The following is an 18,993-nucleotide window of genomic DNA, read 5'->3' as shown; positions in this document are numbered from 1 at the left end:
CCGCTGGCCCCTTTTTCAATCCGGAAACAGCCTAGAGCATAGAATTCCGTCACAATAAAGTGGGCAAAACGGCTCGCGCCGGCATTGTTAGCCGGATATCTGCGAGCGGAGCAGCCGTGCCAGCGTGGCGCGCCTGTCGACGAGGCCCTTGTAGGCGGCCTGCGGGTCGGTCAGCTCCTCGAGCTGGGCGGCAAAGGTCGAGGCGACCGCGGCGGCGTTCGGCAGGCTGCGGATGGCGGACAGCGGGTCGTTGTAGATGCGGATCGTGAAGAGGATGTCGCCCGAAAGCGGCAGGCGGCGCAGCGTCTGGCGCTCGACCCGCGCGAAGGTGCGCTCCAGCGCCAGGTCGTGGCCGGAGGGCAGCGCCCCATGCGCCTTCGAGGCCGGATAGTAGAGGTCGGCGTCGGGATTGATCGACCAGTTGAAGCGGAAGACCGGCCTTTCCACCTGCAGGTTGTCGAACATGCGGTTGATGAGACCGGCGTTGCGCGTACCGTCGCCGAAATCCGGAACCGGCGCATGGATATCCTCCATCCGCCGGCCGAACTTTTCGGGCAGCGACCAGGAGGAGGGGAAGGAGACGTAGCCCGCGACGAGGTGCCAGCCGGTCTCGCGCCTGCGCATGATCACGAGGTCGTCCTGGACCAGGGCGCCCGCGGTCAGGAGCGGCGGCGTCTGCGGATCGGCGAGCCGGACACGGCGTGCGGCGGTCCCGTGCGCAATGTCGATCGCATCGCCGTCGCGCCGGTAGCGGCCGGGATGGCGCTGCGTGACGAAATCGGCGACCAGGGCAAGGACCTCGGCCTGGGCATCGCGCGTGCCGTCCTCCTCGACGAAGACCTGGTCGCGGTGCTGTGCCAGCACGCGTTCCTTCTCTGCCAGATAGCGTTCGAGCTCGTCGTCCGGCTCGATCCAGCGATCCGGGTCGAGCTGGCCGAGGCCGATCGTGAACAGGCGGGCGGAGCCGTCATAGGGCGTATAGGCGGGGAGGGTCATGCAAGCCTTGCTTCAATGAGGCCGCGAAGCGAATTGCCGACGAGCAGACGATGGCGCTTCACCTCGTCGACTTCGAGCACCGTCTCCCGCGCCTGGCCGCTGTCGATCATCTCCTCGCGCAGCACGCCGGCCAAGAGGCCGCAGGCGAGCGGCGGCGTCTTGAGGATGCCGGTGCCGTCGTCGAGGAAGACCGTGGTGATGGTGCCTTCGCAAACCTCGCCGCGCTCATTGAGGAGGATGACCTCGTCGGCTGTGCCTGCGGGAAACTCGGCGCGGGCGGCTTCATAGGCCGCGCGGCGGGACGTCTTGTGGCGGAGCAGCGGATCGTCCGACCGGAGCCTCGTCGCGGCGATCGCGACGGTCCAGACGGTGCCGGCGGGCAACGGTGTGAAGGCAGCGGACTTCACCTCGATCCGGCCGTCGCCGAAGAGTTCGAGGCGGATGCGGAGGGGGATCGGCGGTGCAGGGGAGGGCAGGATCGCAGCCGGCCCGCGGGGTGCACTCGCCGTATTTCCGAACGCCGCCTCGACCGCTTCCGTCAGCGCCGCTTGCGCGCCTTCCGGACGGGGCAGCCCGAGGGCCGCGGCCGAGCGCGCCAGCCGTGCCAGATGCCGTTCCAGCCGGACGAAGCCGGTCTCCGGGTTCCAGCGCAGGGTCTCGATCAGCGAGAGATCCATTGGTCCCCCACGGCGAAGCGCGCCTTCAGCAGGCATTCCTCGTACTCGGCCTCGGCGGTCGAATCGAAGACGATGCCGCCGCCGACGTTGAAGACGGCGTCGCCGCCGGGAAAGAGCGAGATCGTGCGGATCGCGACGTTGAACTGCATGGTGCCGTCGGGGGCGATCACGCCGATCGCGCCGCAATAGGCGTCGCGCGGGCCGGTCTCGAGGTCGTGCAGGATCTCCATCGCGCGCATCTTCGGTGCGCCGGTGATGGAGCCGCAGGGGAAGAGGGCGGCGAAGATGTCGCGGATCGACGTCTCGGGTACGAGTCGCGCACGGACTTGGCTGACCATCTGGTGCACGGTCGGATAGGTCTCGATCGCAAAGAGCTTCGGCACTTCCAGTGTGCCGACCTCGGAGATCCGCGAGATGTCGTTGCGGAGCAGGTCGACGATCATCCGGTTCTCAGCCTGCGACTTCGGATCGGCGAGCATGGCGGCAACGATCGCGTCGTCCTCGGAAGCGTTCGCCCCGCGAGGGGCGGTTCCCTTCATCGGATGCGTCTCGATCCAGCCGTCTTCGTCGACGCGGAAAAAGAGTTCCGGCGAGCGCGAGAGCAGGATCGGTCCGTCGAGCGAGACGAGTGCGCCGTACCTGACCGGCTGGCGCTCGATCAGCGACCAGAAGGCGGCGACGGGATCGCCGTTCCAGCGGGCGCGGATCGGCATGGTCAGGTTGGCCTGGTAGCAGTCGCCCTCGCGCAGGTGCCGGTGCAGCCGGTCGAAACGCTGGCGGTAGGCCGGAAGATCCCATCCGGCTTTCGGCTCGGTGATGAAGGGCTCGTTCTCGGTCCGCTGCCTCGGCACTGCGAGCGGATGGTCCGTGGCCGGCGCGTCGAAGATGCCGAAGCTCAGGAGCGGCGTCTCGCGCCCCTCGACTGCAAAGGGCGCGAGCTTGTCCTCGAACAGGTGCCCGGCCTCGTAGCTCATGAAGCCGGCGATCCACCGGCCCTCGTCATGGGCCGCCTGCAGCGCGCGGAAGGCGGGTTCGAAATCGGCGCGCCGGCGCACCGTCACCATGCGCAGGGGATCGGCAAAGACTGTCGTCCTGTCCGCGCTGTCGTCGCGCAGGAGCACAAAGCGTTGGCGATCGGTCATCTCATGCAATTCCGGCAATCCATCCCTTTTGTCGCGCGCCTCCTGTCGCGCCGGCCCCGCTTGGGGGCGGCGCGGCCGATCCGTATCAGGCGGCCTTATCAAGCGCCTCCAACTCGTCGATGAGCCCTTCGATCATCGACAGGCCCTTGCTCCAGAACGACGGGTCGGCGGCATTGAGGCCGAAGGGGCGCAGCAGGTCGGAGTGATGGCGGGTGCCGCCGGCCTTGAGCATCTCGAAATACTTCTCCTGGAAGCCGCTCTCGGCCTGCTGGTAGACGGCATAGAGCGAGTTCACCAGGCAATCCCCGAAGGCATAGGCGTAGACGTAGAAGGGCGAATGGATGAAGTGGGGGATATAGGCCCAGTAGGTCTCGTAGCCCTCGGAGATCCGGATCGCCGGGCCGAGGCTGTCGGCCTGGACGGAGAGCCACAATTCGCCGATCTGCTCGGCGGTCAGTTCGCCCTCCTTGCGGGCCGCGTGGACCTTGCGCTCGAATTCGTAGAAGGCGATCTGGCGCACGACCGTGTTGATCATGTCTTCGACCTTCTGGGCGAGCATCGCCTTGCGCTCGCGCCTGTCCTTCGTCCGGTCGAGCAGCGAGCGGAAGGTCAGCATCTCGCCGAACACCGAGGCGGTTTCGGCGAGCGTCAGCGGGGTCGAGGCCATCAGCGCCCCCTGGCCGGCGGCAAGCACCTGGTGGACGCCGTGGCCGAGTTCGTGCGCCAGCGTCATCACGTCGCGCGGCTTGCCCATGTAGTTGACGAGCACGTAGGGGTGCGCCGAAGGCACGGTCGGATGGGCGAAGGCGCCGGGCGCCTTACCGGGGCGCACCGGCGCGTCGATCCAGTTCTCGTCGAAGAAGCGGCCGGCGATCGCGGCCATCTCGGGCGCGAAGGCGCCATAGGCCGAAAGCACGGTTTCCTTCGCGTCGTTCCAGGGGATCAGCGTGTCGGGCGTCTCCGGCAACGGCGCATTGCGGTCCCAGAATTCCAGCTGTTCCATTCCGAGCCACTTCGCCTTCATCGCGTAGTAGCGGTGCGACAGCCGCGGATAGGCGTCGCGCACGGCGGCGGCCAGCGCGTCGACCACCTCGCGCTCGACGCGGTTGGCCAGATGCCGGCTGTCGGCGATGTCGTCGAAGCCGCGCCAGCGGTCGGAGATTTCCTTGTCCTTGGCGAGCGTGTTGGTGATGAGGGTGAAGGTGCGGATGTTGTCCCGGAAGGTCTTCGCCAGCGCCATCGCGGCCTTGCGGCGCGTCTCGCCGCTCACATCCTGCAGCAGGTTCAGGGCGATCTCCAGCGGTACCTCCTCGCCGTCGATCTCATAGCGCAGCGAGGCCATGGTTTCGTCGAACAGGCGGTTCCAGGCGGCCGCGCCGGTCATGGATTTCTCCAGGAACAGTTGCTCAGTCCGGTCGTCGAGCTGGTGCGGCTTTTCCTTGCGCAGGTCCTCGATCCACGGGCGGTAGTGGCCGGCGACCTCGTCCTTCTCCAGGCAGGCCTGGAGGCGGGCGTCATCTATCCTGTTCAATTCCAAGGCGAAAAACAGAAGGTGCGCCGAGATGTCGGTGATCTTCGACTGGACGTCGCCATAGAGCTTGCCGTTGGCCGGATCGGTGGTGTCGGAGAAATAGGTCAGCCCGGCGAAAGAGGCGATGCGGCCGAGCAGGTCGTCGAGCGCCTCGAACTCCTTCACCGCCTGGCCGATGCCGTCCTTGCCGGTCCGGTCGGCGGTCTCGTCGAGCCGGCCCTTCCATCGGGCCTCGAAGGCCAGCGCATCGGCCTCGCCGCGCTTCAGGTCTGCCGCAAATTCCGGCGCCTTGGGCGAGGCGTAGAGGTCGCCGAGGTTCCAGTGCGGCAGGTCGCCGAGATCGCCGGAAAGGGCGCCCGCGGTTGCTGTCGCATGGTGGATGGCGGGCTGGTTCTTGAAGATGGGCATCGGTTGGCCTCGTATCTGATGCGATTGCGTTTGCTTGCGTCGTCATTGGTTAAAATGCAAGCCTTTCTCAAAACGGCATGTTCAACCCTTCGTGCCAAGGTCCGGCGGTATTGTTGTGCCAACTCCGCGCATGATGTGTGGAGGGCAAGGAGATGTACCAATGACGGCCCACATTCTTGTCATCGACGATGATCCTGTCCAGCGCAGGCTTCTCAAGAACACGATCGAACGCAATGGCCATGTCGCGCACATGGCCGAAAACGGCCGCCAGGGCCTGGAGGTTCTCGACCGCAAGGGCGGTCTCATCAGCGTCATCCTGCTCGACCTGATGATGCCGGAGATGAACGGCAGCGCCTTCCTCGAAGCGCTCGCCGAGCGCGAAATCGGCATTCCCGTCGTCGTCCAGACCGGACAGGGCGGGCTCGAGACCGTGGTGATGGCGATGCGCGCCGGTGCCTTTGACTTCGTGGTCAAGCCGGTGTCGCCCGAACGCCTCGGCGTCGCCATCGAAAACGCGTTGAAACTCGAGCAGCGCGACTATCGCGGCCGCACCAGCCGCCGCGGCCGCAGCGAAGCGGTGCAGTTCGACGACATCGTCTCGGCGAGCCCGGAGATGCTGCGGGTGATAGAATTGGCACGCCGTGCCGCGCAGTCGAACATTCCCGTGGTGATCGAGGGTGAATCCGGCGTCGGCAAGGAGATGATCGCCCGCGCCATCCAGTCGGCGAGCGACCGGGCCAACAAGCCGTTCGTCACCGTCAATTGCGGCGCCATCCCGCACAACCTCGTCGAAAGCATCCTGTTCGGCCACGAGAAGGGGGCTTTCACCGGGGCGACCGAGCGGCACATCGGCAAGTTCGCCGAGGCGGACGGCGGCACGATCTTCCTCGACGAGATCGGCGACCTGCCGCTCGAGGTCCAGGTGAAGCTTCTGCGTGCGGTCCAGCAGGGCGAGATCGAGACGGTCGGCGCGCGTTCGCCGCAGAAGGTCAACGTCCGGCTGATCTCGGCCACCAACAAGGACCTGATCACCGAGGTGAAGGAGGGACGCTTCCGCGAGGACCTCTACTACCGCCTCAATGTCTTCCCGATCACGATCCCGGCGCTGCGCCGGCGCAAGGAGGACATCCCGGTGCTGGTGCGCTCGTTCGTCGAGCGCTTTGCCGGTGAGCAGAAGCTGTCGACGCCGTTGACGGTTTCCGCGGCCGCCCTGGCGCTGCTGACCGCCTTCGACTGGCCGGGCAACATCCGCCAGCTGGAGAACGCGATCTTCCGCGCCGTCGTGCTTGCCCAGGGCTCCGAACTGCACACCTCCGATTTCCCGCAGATCGCCACCCAGGTGCCGGGACATGCGATCTCGGCCGAAGGGACCGTGTCGTGGGACGTCGCCAGCGCGCCGCCCGTGCCGCGGATGGCGCCGGCCCGCCTGCCGTCCGTCTATCCCGAGTTCCGCAGCGAGGAACAGGCCGAATCACGTGCGCCGGCCGGCAACGAGAACGCCATCCCGAGCCTCGACGGCGGCGGGCAGGTGCGTCGCCTGGCGGATGTAGAAGAGGAACTGATCCGGTTTGCCCTGAAGTTCTATCATGGACAGATGAGCCAGGTTGCCCGCAAATTGGGCATCGGCAGGTCTACCCTATATCGAAAATTGAAGGATTATGGCATAGATCCAGACAATCCGGTCAGGGAAGTAGCCTGAATTCAGTTGATTTCTCAATCGCCTCGTGCTTTTCCGGTTGCCGTTCATGCCTTGTTAGTGGATCGTTCACTATAAGGGTACTGTATTGGCAACTGTGGCGGATTTGCCATGCTGTTACCGCAATTGGTCGTCATCTGAACAATCAGGGATGACCATTGTCCGCAGGACGGGGATAGAGTTGGCAAATATTATCGGATCGATGACGCTCCGGGGCGCCAGCGCGCTAGCCATGTGCAAAGCGGCGCTCACGAAGACGCCGAAGGCTCTGACCATCGCCGCCATGGCCGTTTCGCTCGTCGTTCCGGCCCTGGTCCCTTCGGCGACCGATGCCGCTTCCGGCACGCGCACGCTGAAGGTCTATTTCGTCCATACCAACGAGAAGGCCGAGATCACCTTCAAGCGCAACGGGCGCTACGACCAGAAGGGATTGCAGCAGCTCAACCGTTTCCTGCGCGACTGGCGCCGCAACGAGCCGACGAAGATGGACCCGCGCCTCTTCGACCTCGTCTGGGAAGTCTACCAGAAGAGCGGATCGCGCGGTTACATCCACGTCGTTTCCGCCTATCGCTCGCCCGCCACCAATTCGATGCTGCGGTCGCGCTCCAAGGGCGTCGCCAAGAAGAGCCAGCACATGCTCGGCAAGGCGATGGACTTCTACATTCCCGACGTGAAGCTGAAGAAGCTGCGCGAGATCGGCATGAAGTTCCAGGTCGGCGGCGTCGGCTACTATCCCACCTCCGGCTCGCCCTTCGTCCACATGGACGTCGGCAGCGTCCGCGCCTGGCCGCGGATGAACCGGCAGGAACTCGTATCGCTCTTCCCCGACGGCAAGACGATGCACGTCCCCTCCGACGGCAAGCCGCTGCCCGGCTATCAGCAGGCGGTGGCCGACTACAAGCGCCGCGTCGGCGCCGATGCGGTCCAGGTCGCAGGCGGTGGATCGGCGGACGAGAAATCGGCCAAGCGCAAGAATTTCTTCGCAGCCCTCTTCGGCGGCGGCGGGGATGAAGACGAAGAACCCACTGCAATCGCCAGCGCCGAGCCGCTGGAGGCCAGGCCCGCGGCAAGGTCCGCTTCGGCACCGGCCGCGGCCGAAGCGCTTCCGGGCGTCGGCGGATCCGCGCCGGCAGATGTCGTCCCCACGGCTGCGCCGACCGTCACCGAAACCGAGATCGCCGAGCTGAACGCACCCATTCCGCTCGTTCGCCCGGCCTTCCGCGACAACGCCGCTCCCGCCGCCGCCCCGGCGCCGGCAGCGTCCGAACTGGCGCTGGTGCCGCCGGCGGCCAACACGGCCGCAGCAGCGCTCGACGCCGCTTCGCCGACGACGCCGGTGGCGGCATTGCCGCAGGCGGAATTCGCCGACCTCGGCGCCTACAAGGTGCCGGTCCCCGAACTGCTGGGCCCGCGCACGCTTCCGGGCGAGGCGGAGCAGGGCACGATGACGGCGGCGCTGATCCCCGTTCCGGGCTCGCGCCCGGGCGACGACGCGGCATGGCTTGCCGTGGCGGAAGCCGACGTCGGAATCCCGAGCCAGGCCGCTGCGGCGACGGATGTCGCCGCCGTCGCCGAGGCAAAGCCGGATGGCGGGATCTCGGCAGAGGCTGCGACACGTGTCGCCCTTGCCGTGCCGAGCGACGAGATCGCGGGCGAGGCGCCGGTCGAGCTCGCTGCCTTCGTGCCGCGTCCCTCGGGTGCTGCGCGTGAAGCGCTGACCGCCTTCGACGTTCCGATGAACGAGGTTCCCGCCAAGGGTGGCCGTCCGAAGAAGCAGGATGCGGAAGCCGCAGCTCGTGGTGCTATCCGCACCGAGCCGAAGCTGACCCAGAAGATCATCTCGCAATGGGCGCTGACGCAGGATCGGGTGGCGACGCTGTCGAAGCCGGTGAAGGCGCCGCGTTTCGTCAGCCGGAGCATGCGCCAGGCCCCGACCACCGTCTACAAGGCCGGCTTCCAGCCGGAGACGGCCGGGATCGACGCGGGCCGGTTCAGCGGCACGGCCGTCAATTTCATGGAAGTCCAGAAGTTCTCCGAAACCGACTGACTTCCATTGTTACAGACAGACACGAAAAAGCCCGCCGAACCTGGTTCGGCGGGCTTTTTGCGACCTTCCGGTCAACAGCCTGTCATTCTTCCGGCGGCAGTTCGACCATGCCGAGCGCCTGCAGGTAGGTATCCAGGATCGCCTCCTGCTCCATGCGCTCGTCCTTGTCCTGCTTGCGGATCTGGATCACCTTGCGCAGGATCTTGGTGTCGAAGCCGACGCCCTTGGCTTCGCCGTAGACATCCTTGATGTCGTCGGCGATCGTCTTCTTTTCTTCTTCCAGGCGCTCGATCCGCTCGATGAAAGCACGAAGCTGGTCGCGGGCGACGCCGTGAGCATCGGACATGGTCTTCTCCTTGACTGGGAAAATGAATGGACGTGATGGCGTGATCTGCCGCGAAGTTCCGGCGAGATCAAGGCCTATCCGCAAGCCGGCCGGAATTTTCGCAGCTTATACAAGTTACCCACGCTATCCGCGCCCGGCGATCGCGGGCAGCCGCACCCATCATTCCTGCGGGCGGTTGACCTCGAATGCGGCCTTTTGCTCGGCGCTTGCCTCCTTCTGGTGCAGGTCGCGCCAGGCGTCGTAGGGCATTCCGTAGATGATCTCGCGGGATTCCTCCTTGTCCATCGCCACGCCCGCGGCATTGGCCGCCTCGCGATACCAGTTCGACAGGCAGTTGCGGCAGAAGCCGGCAAGGTTCATCAGGTCGATGTTCTGCACGTCGGTGCGTTCGCGCAGGTGCGACACGAGCCGCCGGAAGGCGGCGGCCTCGAAGGCCATGCGTTGTTCTTCGCTCAGGTCGTCCATGTCGGTCCTCCGGTGGGCGGGCGCTCGTCGTATTGCCCGCTTTCGATCCTCGCGCGCTCCGGTCAGTAGGGGCCGGTGCGCGAGGGGAATGTCTGATAGGTGTGAAGCGCCTCGTCGGCATTCAAGCGGGCGAGCACGGGCGCCAGGCGTTCCGCCCATCGCGCGATGCCAGCCTCGTCGCCGATCTCGTCCTGGCGGACCTCGATGAGCGCATGGGGGATGCCCGCCTTCATGCAGTGGCGGAACATGGTGTCGCCGCGCAAGGCGCCGTCATAGGGTTCGTTGCTCGCGGTCACGACGCCGGGGAGTGCGGCCAGTTCGGCCAGCAGCGGGTCGACGGCGCGATGGTCGCTGTCCCACAGGACGGTGATATGCCAGGGCCGCGGAGCTCCCTTCCAGAAGGGGGTGAAGGAATGCAGCGAGATCACCAGCGGCGCCCTGCCGCTTGCCTCGGCCACCCGGCCGATCGTCTCCGACACGGCGCCGTGATAGGGCCGGTGGTAGGTCTCGAGCCGATGGTGCCACTCCTCGGCGGTGATCGGATGGTTGCCGGGCACGATCGCGCCGTCGGAGATCCGCATGATCAGGGTCGGATCGTCCTCGCCGCGGTTCGGATCGATCAGGAGGCGGGAGAAGCGGCTCATGACCGCCGGCACGCCGAGTTGCGCCGCCAGCGCCCGCGTCAGTCCCTCGATGCCGATGTCGTAGGCGATGTGGCGATCGAAGGCGCTCTCGGGCAAGCCGAGCCGGCCATAGGCGGCCGGCACGCGGTTGGTGGCGTGGTCGGCGAGCAGGACGAGGCCACGGCTCATGTCGCCGCCCAGAATCTCGTAGGGGCTGTCATCCGTTTGCAGGGTTTTCATGCGATCTCTTCGTCATGGACGTCCAAGGCTTGATGGCATGGGCAAACGGTAACCGCAAGTCGCGGCGGCGTCGTCGATTCGGGGCGAATTGGGGCAGCGTGCGGGGGTGCGATCACAATATAATCGATTAGAGTTGCGTTGACATTCTCAGCTTGCCGTCGCAAGAAAGCGCGTGACCAAATCAACGGAGTTCCCATTGGAAGCCGTGCCAGATCATTCGCACTCACGCACCCTCCGTTCGGCGCCCGGCCTTTCCTGCCTCGGTCTGTTGGCTGCCGCCGCATTCTTCACCCTCGCGGCCCCCGGGGCTGCGCGTGCCGACTTCCGCGTCTGCAACGGAACGCAGAACCTGGTCGGCGTCGCGATCGGCTACCGCGCCACCGAAGGCTGGGTGACGGAAGGCTGGTGGCAGATCCCGGCCACGACCTGCGCCACCCTGATCGAAGGCGAGCTGCAGTCGCGCTACTACTACCTCTACGCCGAGGATGCCGCCCGCGGCGGCCGCTGGACCGGCGAAGTCAACATGTGCGTCGCCGAGAACGAGTTCAAGATCACCGGCGTCCAGGACTGCTTCGCACGCGGCTTCCAGAAGATGGGATTCAAGGAATATGACACCGGGCGCCAGGGCAGCTGGATGGTCCAGCTCTCCGATACGCCCGGCCCCCAGGAAAGCCAGAATTGATGAAGCGGAACAGAAGAGTAAAGATCCTCGCCACGCTCGGCCCGGCTTCGGCCGAAGAGGAGATGATCCAGAAGCTGCATGAGGCGGGGGCCGATCTTTTCCGCATCAACATGAGCCATGCCAGCCACGAGGTGATGCGCACGCTGATCAGCCGCATCCGCGCCGTCGAGGCGCGCTGCGGCCGGCCGATCGGCATCCTGGCCGACCTGCAGGGCCCGAAGCTGCGCGTCGGCAAGTTCAAGGACGGCAAGGTCGATCTCGTTCCCGGCCAGACCTTCACGCTCGACAATCGCGACGAACCCGGCGACGCCACCCGCGTCTTCCTGCCGCATCCCGAGATCCTCGAGGCGGTCAAGGCGGGCCATCGCCTGCTGATCGACGACGGCAAGCTGCATCTGCGCGCCGACCAGGCCGACGGGACGAAGATCGTCTGCACCGTGATCGCCGGCACCAAGATTTCCGATCGCAAGGGCGTCAGCCTGCCCGACACGCTGCTCGGCGTCGGCGCCCTGACGGAGAAGGATCGCGCCGACCTCGACGCGGTGCTCGCAACCGGCAGCGTCGACTGGGTGGCCCTGTCCTTCATCCAGCGCCCGGAAGATCTCGCGGAGGTGCGCAAGGTCTCGCGTGGCCGCGTCGGCCTGATGTCGAAGATCGAAAAGCCCCAGGCGATCGAGCGCATCGACGAGATCATCGAGCTTTCGGACGCCTTGATGGTCGCCCGCGGCGACCTCGGCGTCGAGATGCCGCTGGAATCCGTTCCCGGCCTGCAGAAGCAGTTGATCCGGGCCTGCCGCCGCGCCGGCAAGCCGGTCGTCGTCGCCACCCAGATGCTGGAATCGATGATTTCGGCGCCGGTGCCGACCCGCGCGGAGGTCTCCGACGTCGCCACCGCCGTGTTCGAGGGCGCCGACGCGATCATGCTTTCGGCCGAATCGGCCTCCGGCGAATATCCGGTCGAAGCCGTCTCCACCATGGCCTCGATCGCCAGCAAGGTCGAGCGCGACCCGCACTATCCGGGCATCATCTACGCCCAGCGTACGCCGCCGGAAGCGACGGGGGCCGACGCCATCTCGCTCGCCGCCCGCCAGATCGCCGAGACGCTGAACCTGTCGGCCATCGTCACCTACACCTCGTCGGGCACCACCGGCCTGCGCGCCGCGCGCGAGCGGCCGGAAGTGCCGATCCTGGCGCTGTCGCCGATCATCGAGACCGCTCGCCGGCTTTCGGTCGTCTGGGGCCTGCATTGCGTCGTCACCGGCGATGCCGAGGACCTCGACGACATGGTCAACCGCGCCTGCCGCATCACCGTCAGCGAAGGCTTCGGCAAGCCCGGCGACCGCATCATCATCTCGGCCGGCGTGCCGCTCGGCACGCCCGGCGCGACCAACATGCTGCGCATCGCCTATATCGGCTCGGACGGCGCCAGCGGCCTGTAACAGCGACGAGCCGGGGCAGCCCCGGCTTCACACAGTTTCGCCATCGCGTCCCCGGCCTCCTGCCGGGGCGCTGCGATCACCGGCGAATGTCCGCCACCTTCACATCTTCATCCATGCTCATAAGGGTTCAGGCCCGGCTGCCCGCGAGCTTGTCGGCGAGGTCGCCGAGCGATTTCTGGGCGCGGCGCTCGGCCGGGTAGATGTCGAGGAAGCGCTGCCAGGCCTCCATGGCGGGTTCGTCCCGGCCGTAGCTGGTGAGGATCGCCGCCATGCCGGCGATGGCGCCGAAATGGCGCGGCTCGAGCGCCAGCACGCGATTGATGTCGGACATCGATTTGCGGTAGTTGCCGGCCTTGAAGTGCAGCGTGGCGCGCTGGTTCCAGCCCTCGACATAGGTGGGGGCGAGCTGGATGACTTCGTCGAGGTAGTCGAAGGCGGCGGTGTCCTTGCCCTCGGCGATCGCCTTGTCGGCCTGCTGCATCAGCAGATTGACGGTGGCGCTGCCCGAATCGCGCCAGGTCAGCCGAATGTTCTCGGAAATCGCCTTGGCCTTCTCCTGGTCGCCCTGATGCTTCAGTTCGTCGAAGAGGGCGTCGAGCCGCGCGGCCGGGCTGATATCGGCCGGAACGCTCCGGGTAACGGCAGCCGTGTCGGAGGTCTGGGCCAGGGCGCCGGGAAAGGGCGCGGCGAAAACGAGGAGGGTGGTGAAAACAGATTTGAAGCGCATGCGGTTATGCTAGACCGCATGCGCTTCAAAGCAAATCACTATCTTGCTACAGCAAGTCGACGGCGCTTGCGCGCGGCCTCAGCCCTGGCGGGCCTTGAAGCGCGGGTTCGACTTGTTGATGATGTAGACGCGGCCCTTGCGGCGAACCAGACGGTTTTCGCGGTGGCGGGTCTTGAGAGACTTGAGCGAATTCTTGATCTTCATGTTTCTGATCCGCGATGCTGGGGAGGAAACTTATCCGCCCGAAATCTTGTCAATTAAAAACGCGCCGTTTCGGGCGCGCTCTCAGGTTGGCGTTCGTGTACCCGTTCATCCGGACCCTGTCAACCGCCGGACAGGGATTTTGAGCGGGTTTTGGGGCGGTTTTGAGGGGCTTTTGGTGTCCGGCCGCGGGGATTTCCACGGCGGGCGACACTGTTTCTCACCGCAGTTCGGTGACGTGGCCCATCTTGCGGCCGGGGCGCGATTCTTCCTTGCCGTAGAGATGGACGAGCACGTCCGGGGTATTGAGCCAGGCGGGGACAGCCTCGATATCGTCGCCGATCAGGTTCTGCATCACGCAATCCGAATGACGGCGCGGATCGCCGAGGCCGTGGCCGGCGACGGCGCGCATGTGCTGCTCGAACTGGGAGATGACGCAGGCGGCTTCCGTCCAGTGGCCGGAATTGTGCACGCGCGGCGCCATTTCGTTGGCGACCAGCTGGCCGTCGCCCAGCACGAAGAACTCGACGCCGACGACGCCGACATAGTCCAGCCGGTCGAGGATGGCGCGGGCGGCGCGCCGCGCCTGGTCGGCGGTCGCCTCGCTGATCGCGGCCGGTACGGTCGAGGTGTGGAGAATGCCGTTGCGGTGGACATTCTCCGCCGGGTCGTAGCAGACGATGGTGCCGTCCTGCGCGCGCGCGGCGATGATCGAGATTTCCCGCTCGAAGGCGATCAGCCCTTCCAGGATCAGCGGCACCGAGCCGAGTTCGGCGAAGGCGTCCTCGCGGCGTCCGGCGGGCGAGCGGAACATCCGCTGCCCCTTGCCGTCATAGCCGAGACGGCGGGTCTTCAGCACGCCGATGCCGCCGAACGCGTCGAGTGCCGCGTCGAGATCGGCCTGGCTGTCGACGGCCTCGAAGGGGGCGGTCGGGATGCCGCAGTCGTTGATGAAGCGCTTCTCGACCAGCCGGTCCTGTGACACTTCCAGGGCCTTCGGCGGCGGGAACACCGGCACCGATCGCACCAGCAGTTCGGCAGCGGAGACCGGTACGTTCTCGAATTCGTAGGTGACGACGTCACAACGCCGCGCGAGTTCGGCGAGCGCGTCTGGATCGTCATAGGCGGCGACGATCTGGGCGTTGGCGACCTGGGCTGCCGGGCAATCGGGCTGCGGTTCGAGGACGATCGTGCGCAGGCCGAGGCGCGCCGCGGCCATGGCGAGCATGCGGCCGAGCTGGCCGCCGCCGATGATGCCGATGGTCGTGGCCGTCATAGCGGGCCGTCCACCGGGTAGTCGGCGACCGAGGCGCTCTGGTTCTCGCGCCATTCGTCGAGCCGCAGTGCCAGCTCCGGATCGGAGAGCGCCAGCACGGCGGAGGCGAGCAGGGCGGCGTTGACGGCGCCGGCCTTGCCGATCGCCAGGGTGCCCACCGGGATGCCGGCCGGCATCTGCACGATCGACAGCAGGCTGTCCTGGCCGGACAGCGCCCTGGACTGGACGGGGACGCCGAAGACCGGCAGCGAGGTCAGGGCCGCGATCATGCCGGGCAGGTGTGCCGCGCCGCCGGCGCCGGCGATGATGATCTTGAAGCCTTCCATCCGCGCTGTCTTGGCAAATTCGTAGAGCCGTTCCGGGGTCCGGTGGGCGGAGACGATCCGCGCCTCGTAGTCGACCTCAAGCGCGTCGAGGGTATCGGCGGCGTTCTTCATCGTCTCCCAGTCGGACTGGCTGCCCATGACGATGGCGACGGGTGGCGTTTGAGGTGTCTTCAACGTGCTTTCCGTTTCAGGCGATGATGTCGGGGATGATCTGGTCCTCGATCTTGGAGATCCGGTCCTTGATCACGAGCTTCTTCTTCTTCATCCGCTGGACCCGGAGGGCGTCGCAGCCGACCTGGATCATGGCGTTGATGGCGGCGTCGTAGTCCTCGTGTTCCTGTCGCAATCTGGCGATCGCCAACCGCAATTCCGCCTGGTCCTGGTCTGGCATTCTCATTCCCCGTCCCTTACCGATGGCGGTCTGCGCCTGCCATTCGTATGCAGCAAGAACGCTGCTCCTATCACAAAAGGCAACCTGTCGGGAAGTTATCCTCGGCCACGATTTCGCCTTCGACAAATGAAAAATAGCATGGCAGACTTTGTCTGTTGCAACCTTGCCCTCCGGGCGCGCCGGCGTCCGGCTGCGAACTAAAGGAAGGAACTGTCACATGTCGATTGAGGCTCATCTTGCCACGCTTGAAAAGAAGCACTTCGCCCTCGAGGAAGAGCTTCACGATGCAATGACGCGTCCGTCCTACGAGGATGAAGCCATTGCCGAGATCAAGCGGCGGAAGTTGCGCATCAAGGACGAGATCGAAAAGATTCGCTCGTCTGCGAACTGATCGAAACGATAGGTTCCAAGGAGGAACGAAAAAGGGGGCCGCCCCGTCATTGCAAGCAATGGCAAACACGGGCCGAAAGGCTTAATTCCATTCACGAATTGCACTGTCCCGGTTGTCCAAGGCAGCCGGGACTTTTTTCTCCGGCCTCAGCTCCAGAACTGGTCGAGCCAGAAATTGAGGCGGTTGAAGCCGGCCGAATTGATCGCGTAGATGCGGCGGGTGCCGCTGGCGGTGACGCTGACGAGATTGCAGTCGAGCAGCGCCTTGAGGTGCTGGGAAACGGCAGGGCGGCTGATCGGCAGGCCCTGCGACAGCTCGTTGACTGTCTTCGGCGCGCGCCGCAACTCCTCCAGCAGGAATCGGCGGTTCGGGTCGGCAATAGCGGCGAAGGGGTCCGGCGTCACCATGCGGAAAAGCTATGGCATCGCAGCGCGAACGGCAAGCTTTTTGTGCGCTGCCGCATCGCCCCCGAAGCCCGGAAAACCGCGGCCCTGGCGACCTGTCGTTCAGGTGAGCGCGGCGAGGCCGTCGGTGACGAGTTTCAGCCCCGCCGCCAGCGCCATGCCGTACATGAAGGGATAGAAGACGTCCGGCTTCATGCGCTTGACGAGGTAGCCGCCGAGCGCGGTCATCGCCATGGCGAGCGGCATCAAGGTCGCCGAAATGGTCAGGTTCGTGGTGTCGAGCTGGCCGAGCGCGAAATAGGGAATGAGCTTCAGCGCGTTCATGGTGGCGAAGAAGCGGACGGCGGCACCGGTATAGTCGCGCGGGGTGAGCTTCAGCGGCAGGGCATAGACCTGGAAGGGTGCGCCGCCGGCATGGGCGACGAAGCTGCCATAGCCAGAAAGGGTGCCGAAGAACGCCGCGGGGCCGACGCGCTGCGGCTTTGCCGCGATCACGATACCCTTGCGGATGCGCCACTGGTTGTAGAAATAGCGGGCGGCGAAGAAGACGGTGATCAGGCCGATGATCAGCCGCAGCGCGTCGCGCGGGACATAGGCCGAGGTCGCCCAGCCGAGCGCGATGCCGAAGATGCCGCCGGGCAGGAGGTAGACCAGCGTGCGGCGGTCGTTGTGGTGGCGCCAGATCCAGAGCGAGACGATGTCGCTGACGATCAGGATCGGCAGCAGGATCGCTGCGGCTTGCACCGGCGAAACCACCATGGCAAGGATGGGGACGCCCATCAGCGCCAGGGCCTCGCCCATGCCGCCCTTGGTCAGGCCCACGAGCAGGACGGCGGGGATGGCGGCGAGGTATATGCTGGGGTCGATGGACATGCGGGGCGATTGATCCTTTGGAGCAAGCGGTCTATCGGCTTTGCAACGATATTGCGAGGGGGCAGATGGCCCGCTCCCGAATGCGGAAGAAATGGAAGCCCGATGACTGCAATCGAAGATCGCTGCCGCCTCGTCCTGGTCGTGCCGGCAGGCGATGACGCCGCCGCACGAAAGACGATGCTCGAGGATGCGCTGCGCGGCGGTGACGTCGCATCGGTGATCGTGCCGCAATACGGGCTCGACGATGGCGCGTTCCAGAAGCATGCGGAAGCGCTGGTGCCGGTGATCCAGGCTGCCGGCGCGGCGGCGCTTGTTGCCGGCGACACGCGCGTCGCCGGTCGCGCCCGGGCCGACGGCATCCATGTCGCCGGCGGGGCGGAGGCACTTGCCGACGCCATGGAGAAGCATTCCCCGAAGCTGATCGTCGGCGGCGGCAACGCCAAGGACCGGCACCAGGCGCTGGAGATCGGCGAAGTCGGGCCGGACTACATCCTGTTCGGCAAGATCGGCGGCGACATCAAGCCGGAGGCGCATCCGAAGAACCTGGCGCTGGCCGAATGGTGGGCCTCGATGGTCGAGGTTCCCTGCGTCGTGATGGGCGGCACCGATCCGGCCTCGGCACTTGCCGTCGCCGAGACGGGCGCCGAATTCGTGGCACTCTGCCAGGCCGTGTTCGCCGAGCCCGCCAACGCCGCGCAGGTGGTCGCGTCGGTCAATGCGCTCCTTGACGAAAAAGCGCCACGGTTCGAGGATTAAAGCCGTGCGGATGAAGAGGGCTTTCGATCACCGGCCGTTGCGGCTGATCACGCTGTTTTGCTGCGCGCTCGCCATGGCGGCGCCCGCATTCGGTCAGGGTTTGCCCGGTGCGGAGACCGCGCCCAAGGTCGAAGGCGGAGACGTTGCGGCGCCGGCCGCCACGCCAGACGCCGCTCCGGCGCCTGGTGCTGCGCCGGGCGTGACGCTTCCCGGCGTGCCGGGGGCGCCTGCGGGTGCTGCCGCCGGCGGCGCCGAATTCCCCGGTGCTGCGGCGGAGGACGGCGAAGCCAATGCTTCGGCGCTCGACGGGCCGGCTCCGGACGAACGCGGTTCGCGCCTGCTCGATCCCGCCAATGACGGTGCGGCCGGAAGGCTTTCGCCGAACGGTGCCGGGGCAGCCCAGCCCGCGCCTTCCGCCGGCCTCGGCGTGCTCGACCGCATGGGGGCGCCGTTGCCGGATTTGCCGGCGGAGAAGGCGTTCACCGGCAAGGTGGACGAGGCCTATGGCGCCTACCAGCGCGGCTTCTACCTGACGGCGATGGACAACGCCCTGCCGCGGGCGCAGAACGGCGAGGCCGCCGCGCAGACGCTGGTCGGCCTGCTGTTCGAGCAGGGGCTCGGCGTCAAGCGCGACCGCAAGCAGGCGGCGTTCTGGTACAAGCAGGCGGCCGAAGGCGGCGATCCGGCCGGCATGTTCAAATACGCGCTGCTCCTGATGGAGGGGCGGCAGGTGGAGCGCGACCGCAAGAAGGCCGACGAGTTCATGCGCAAGGCCGCCGATGCCGGCAATCCTTCCGCGCAGTTCAACTATGCCCAGATGCTGGTCGCCGACGGTGCCGCCGACAAGGGGCTGCGCGCCGCGCTGCCCTACTATGAGAAATCGGCCGAGCAGGGTATCGCGGACGCGCAATATGCCCTGTCCCAGCTCTATACCAATCTCACCGGGCTGCCGCCGGAGAAGACCGACCGCGCCCGCGAGTGGCTGGTCCGTGCCGCCCGCGCCGGCTTCGACACCGCACAGCTCGATCTCGGCATCTGGCTCGTCAACGGCGTGGCCGGCGAGCGGGACTACGAGGCTGGGTTCAAGTGGCTGAAGCGGGCGGCCGACGGCGGCAACGTCGTGGCGCAGAACCGTGTCGCCTATCTCTACATCAATGCGCTCGGAACGAAGCCGGACCCGATCGAGGCCGGCAAGTGGTTCGTCCTGTCGCGGCGGGCCGGGCTGAACGATGCGGGGCTCGAGGACTTCTATCTGGGTCTGACCGACGAACAGCAGAAGGCGGCGATCTCGGCCGCCAACAAGTTCCGGATCCGATAGCGACTTCATGCCCTGACCCTTGCACCGGGCGAATGGCT

Annotated in this window: 21 protein-coding genes; 7 read left to right on the top strand and 14 right to left on the bottom strand. The window is 66.3% G+C overall.

The window, feature by feature from the left end; genetic code table 11:
• Window positions 1-87: 87 nt before the first annotated feature.
• From OCK02_RS06870 to OCK02_RS06855, 4 genes are all read right to left on the bottom strand, one after another.
• Window positions 88-996: a heme-dependent oxidative N-demethylase family protein gene (locus tag OCK02_RS06870; protein WP_263812379.1), complete on the bottom strand. Its 909-nt coding sequence runs from the start codon at window positions 994-996 to the stop codon at window positions 88-90.
• On the bottom strand, window positions 993-1,673 hold the full coding sequence (locus OCK02_RS06865; protein WP_263812378.1) for an aminotransferase class IV family protein: 681 nt from the start codon (window positions 1,671-1,673) through the stop codon (window positions 993-995). Before OCK02_RS06865 ends, OCK02_RS06870 begins: the two co-directional genes overlap by 4 nt.
• Window positions 1,658-2,815, bottom strand: coding sequence for an aminodeoxychorismate synthase component I (locus OCK02_RS06860; RefSeq protein WP_263812377.1), 1,158 nt, complete (start codon window positions 2,813-2,815; stop codon window positions 1,658-1,660). The genes OCK02_RS06865 and OCK02_RS06860 overlap by 16 nt, the downstream gene beginning before the upstream one ends.
• Window positions 2,816-2,900: 85 nt before the next feature.
• Window positions 2,901-4,754 carry a M3 family oligoendopeptidase gene (locus OCK02_RS06855; protein ID WP_263812376.1) on the bottom strand — a complete coding sequence of 618 codons (1,854 nt, stop codon included), beginning with the start codon at window positions 4,752-4,754 and terminating at the stop codon, window positions 2,901-2,903.
• 160 nt (window positions 4,755-4,914) lie between these two features.
• Between OCK02_RS06855 and OCK02_RS06850 the strand changes: the two genes are divergently transcribed.
• Both OCK02_RS06850 and OCK02_RS06845 read left to right on the top strand, forming a co-directional pair.
• Window positions 4,915-6,453, top strand: a complete 1,539-nt coding sequence (locus OCK02_RS06850) for a sigma-54-dependent transcriptional regulator (RefSeq protein ID WP_263812375.1) — start codon at window positions 4,915-4,917, stop codon at window positions 6,451-6,453.
• A 178-nt stretch (window positions 6,454-6,631) separates the two neighbouring features.
• Window positions 6,632-8,497 carry a DUF882 domain-containing protein gene (locus OCK02_RS06845; protein WP_412178773.1) on the top strand — a complete coding sequence of 622 codons (1,866 nt, stop codon included), beginning with the start codon at window positions 6,632-6,634 and terminating at the stop codon, window positions 8,495-8,497.
• A gap of 82 nt (window positions 8,498-8,579) precedes the next feature.
• Here the strand turns inward: OCK02_RS06845 and OCK02_RS06840 are convergent, their stop codons facing one another.
• From OCK02_RS06840 to OCK02_RS06830, 3 genes are all read right to left on the bottom strand, one after another.
• Window positions 8,580-8,843, bottom strand: coding sequence for a DUF2312 domain-containing protein (locus tag OCK02_RS06840; RefSeq protein ID WP_183804609.1), 264 nt, complete (start codon window positions 8,841-8,843; stop codon window positions 8,580-8,582).
• Between the two features lie 159 nt (window positions 8,844-9,002).
• Window positions 9,003-9,308, bottom strand: coding sequence for a DUF1244 domain-containing protein (locus OCK02_RS06835; protein ID WP_263812374.1), 306 nt, complete (start codon window positions 9,306-9,308; stop codon window positions 9,003-9,005).
• Between the two features lie 62 nt (window positions 9,309-9,370).
• Window positions 9,371-10,171, bottom strand: coding sequence for an N-formylglutamate amidohydrolase (locus OCK02_RS06830; RefSeq protein WP_263812373.1), 801 nt, complete (start codon window positions 10,169-10,171; stop codon window positions 9,371-9,373).
• 265 nt (window positions 10,172-10,436) lie between these two features.
• Between OCK02_RS06830 and OCK02_RS06825 the strand changes: the two genes are divergently transcribed.
• Both OCK02_RS06825 and pyk read left to right on the top strand, forming a co-directional pair.
• A complete protein-coding gene (locus tag OCK02_RS06825; RefSeq protein WP_230807140.1) occupies window positions 10,437-10,853 on the top strand; it encodes a DUF1036 domain-containing protein in 417 nt (138 codons plus the stop codon).
• A complete protein-coding gene (gene pyk, locus OCK02_RS06820; protein ID WP_263812372.1) occupies window positions 10,853-12,292 on the top strand; it encodes a pyruvate kinase in 1,440 nt (479 codons plus the stop codon). The genes OCK02_RS06825 and pyk overlap by 1 nt, the downstream gene beginning before the upstream one ends.
• A gap of 127 nt (window positions 12,293-12,419) precedes the next feature.
• Here pyk and OCK02_RS06815 read toward each other — a convergent pair whose 3' ends face one another.
• From OCK02_RS06815 to OCK02_RS06795, 5 genes are all read right to left on the bottom strand, one after another.
• The gene (locus OCK02_RS06815; protein ID WP_263812371.1) at window positions 12,420-13,019 is read right to left on the bottom strand and encodes a hypothetical protein; all 600 of its coding nucleotides are present in this window, start codon (window positions 13,017-13,019) and stop codon (window positions 12,420-12,422) included.
• A 78-nt stretch (window positions 13,020-13,097) separates the two neighbouring features.
• The gene (ykgO, locus tag OCK02_RS06810; RefSeq protein ID WP_012709334.1) at window positions 13,098-13,223 is read right to left on the bottom strand and encodes a type B 50S ribosomal protein L36; all 126 of its coding nucleotides are present in this window, start codon (window positions 13,221-13,223) and stop codon (window positions 13,098-13,100) included.
• A gap of 217 nt (window positions 13,224-13,440) precedes the next feature.
• Window positions 13,441-14,496, bottom strand: a complete 1,056-nt coding sequence (locus tag OCK02_RS06805) for a 5-(carboxyamino)imidazole ribonucleotide synthase (protein WP_263812370.1) — start codon at window positions 14,494-14,496, stop codon at window positions 13,441-13,443.
• Complete coding sequence (gene purE / locus OCK02_RS06800) at window positions 14,493-14,960, bottom strand: 5-(carboxyamino)imidazole ribonucleotide mutase (protein ID WP_263812668.1); 468 nt, start codon at window positions 14,958-14,960, stop codon at window positions 14,493-14,495. Before purE ends, OCK02_RS06805 begins: the two co-directional genes overlap by 4 nt.
• A gap of 49 nt (window positions 14,961-15,009) precedes the next feature.
• Window positions 15,010-15,213 (bottom strand): YdcH family protein, encoded by a 204-nt coding sequence (locus tag OCK02_RS06795; RefSeq protein WP_112593742.1) that lies wholly within the window; start codon window positions 15,211-15,213, stop codon window positions 15,010-15,012.
• A 217-nt stretch (window positions 15,214-15,430) separates the two neighbouring features.
• On the opposite strand from OCK02_RS06795, the gene OCK02_RS06790 reads away from it, so the two are divergent.
• Window positions 15,431-15,604, top strand: coding sequence for a YdcH family protein (locus OCK02_RS06790; RefSeq protein WP_230806929.1), 174 nt, complete (start codon window positions 15,431-15,433; stop codon window positions 15,602-15,604).
• 146 nt (window positions 15,605-15,750) lie between these two features.
• Here the strand turns inward: OCK02_RS06790 and OCK02_RS06785 are convergent, their stop codons facing one another.
• A complete protein-coding gene (locus OCK02_RS06785; RefSeq protein ID WP_263812369.1) occupies window positions 15,751-16,011 on the bottom strand; it encodes an ArsR/SmtB family transcription factor in 261 nt (86 codons plus the stop codon).
• Between the two features lie 99 nt (window positions 16,012-16,110).
• A complete protein-coding gene (locus OCK02_RS06780; protein ID WP_230806931.1) occupies window positions 16,111-16,881 on the bottom strand; it encodes a sulfite exporter TauE/SafE family protein in 771 nt (256 codons plus the stop codon).
• Window positions 16,882-16,983: 102 nt separating this feature from the next.
• On the opposite strand from OCK02_RS06780, the gene OCK02_RS06775 reads away from it, so the two are divergent.
• The gene (locus tag OCK02_RS06775; protein WP_263812368.1) at window positions 16,984-17,637 is read left to right on the top strand and encodes a thiamine phosphate synthase; all 654 of its coding nucleotides are present in this window, start codon (window positions 16,984-16,986) and stop codon (window positions 17,635-17,637) included.
• Window positions 17,638-17,647: 10 nt separating this feature from the next.
• The gene (locus OCK02_RS06770) at window positions 17,648-18,955 is read left to right on the top strand and encodes a tetratricopeptide repeat protein (protein ID WP_412178780.1); all 1,308 of its coding nucleotides are present in this window, start codon (window positions 17,648-17,650) and stop codon (window positions 18,953-18,955) included.
• Window positions 18,956-18,993: the final 38 nt, after the last annotated feature.

The sequence above is a fragment of the Rhizobium sp. TRM96647 genome (genome assembly GCF_025780115.1).
Taxonomy (GTDB): domain Bacteria; phylum Pseudomonadota; class Alphaproteobacteria; order Rhizobiales; family Rhizobiaceae; genus Mycoplana.
This window is presented reverse-complemented; position numbering and strand designations above follow the sequence as displayed.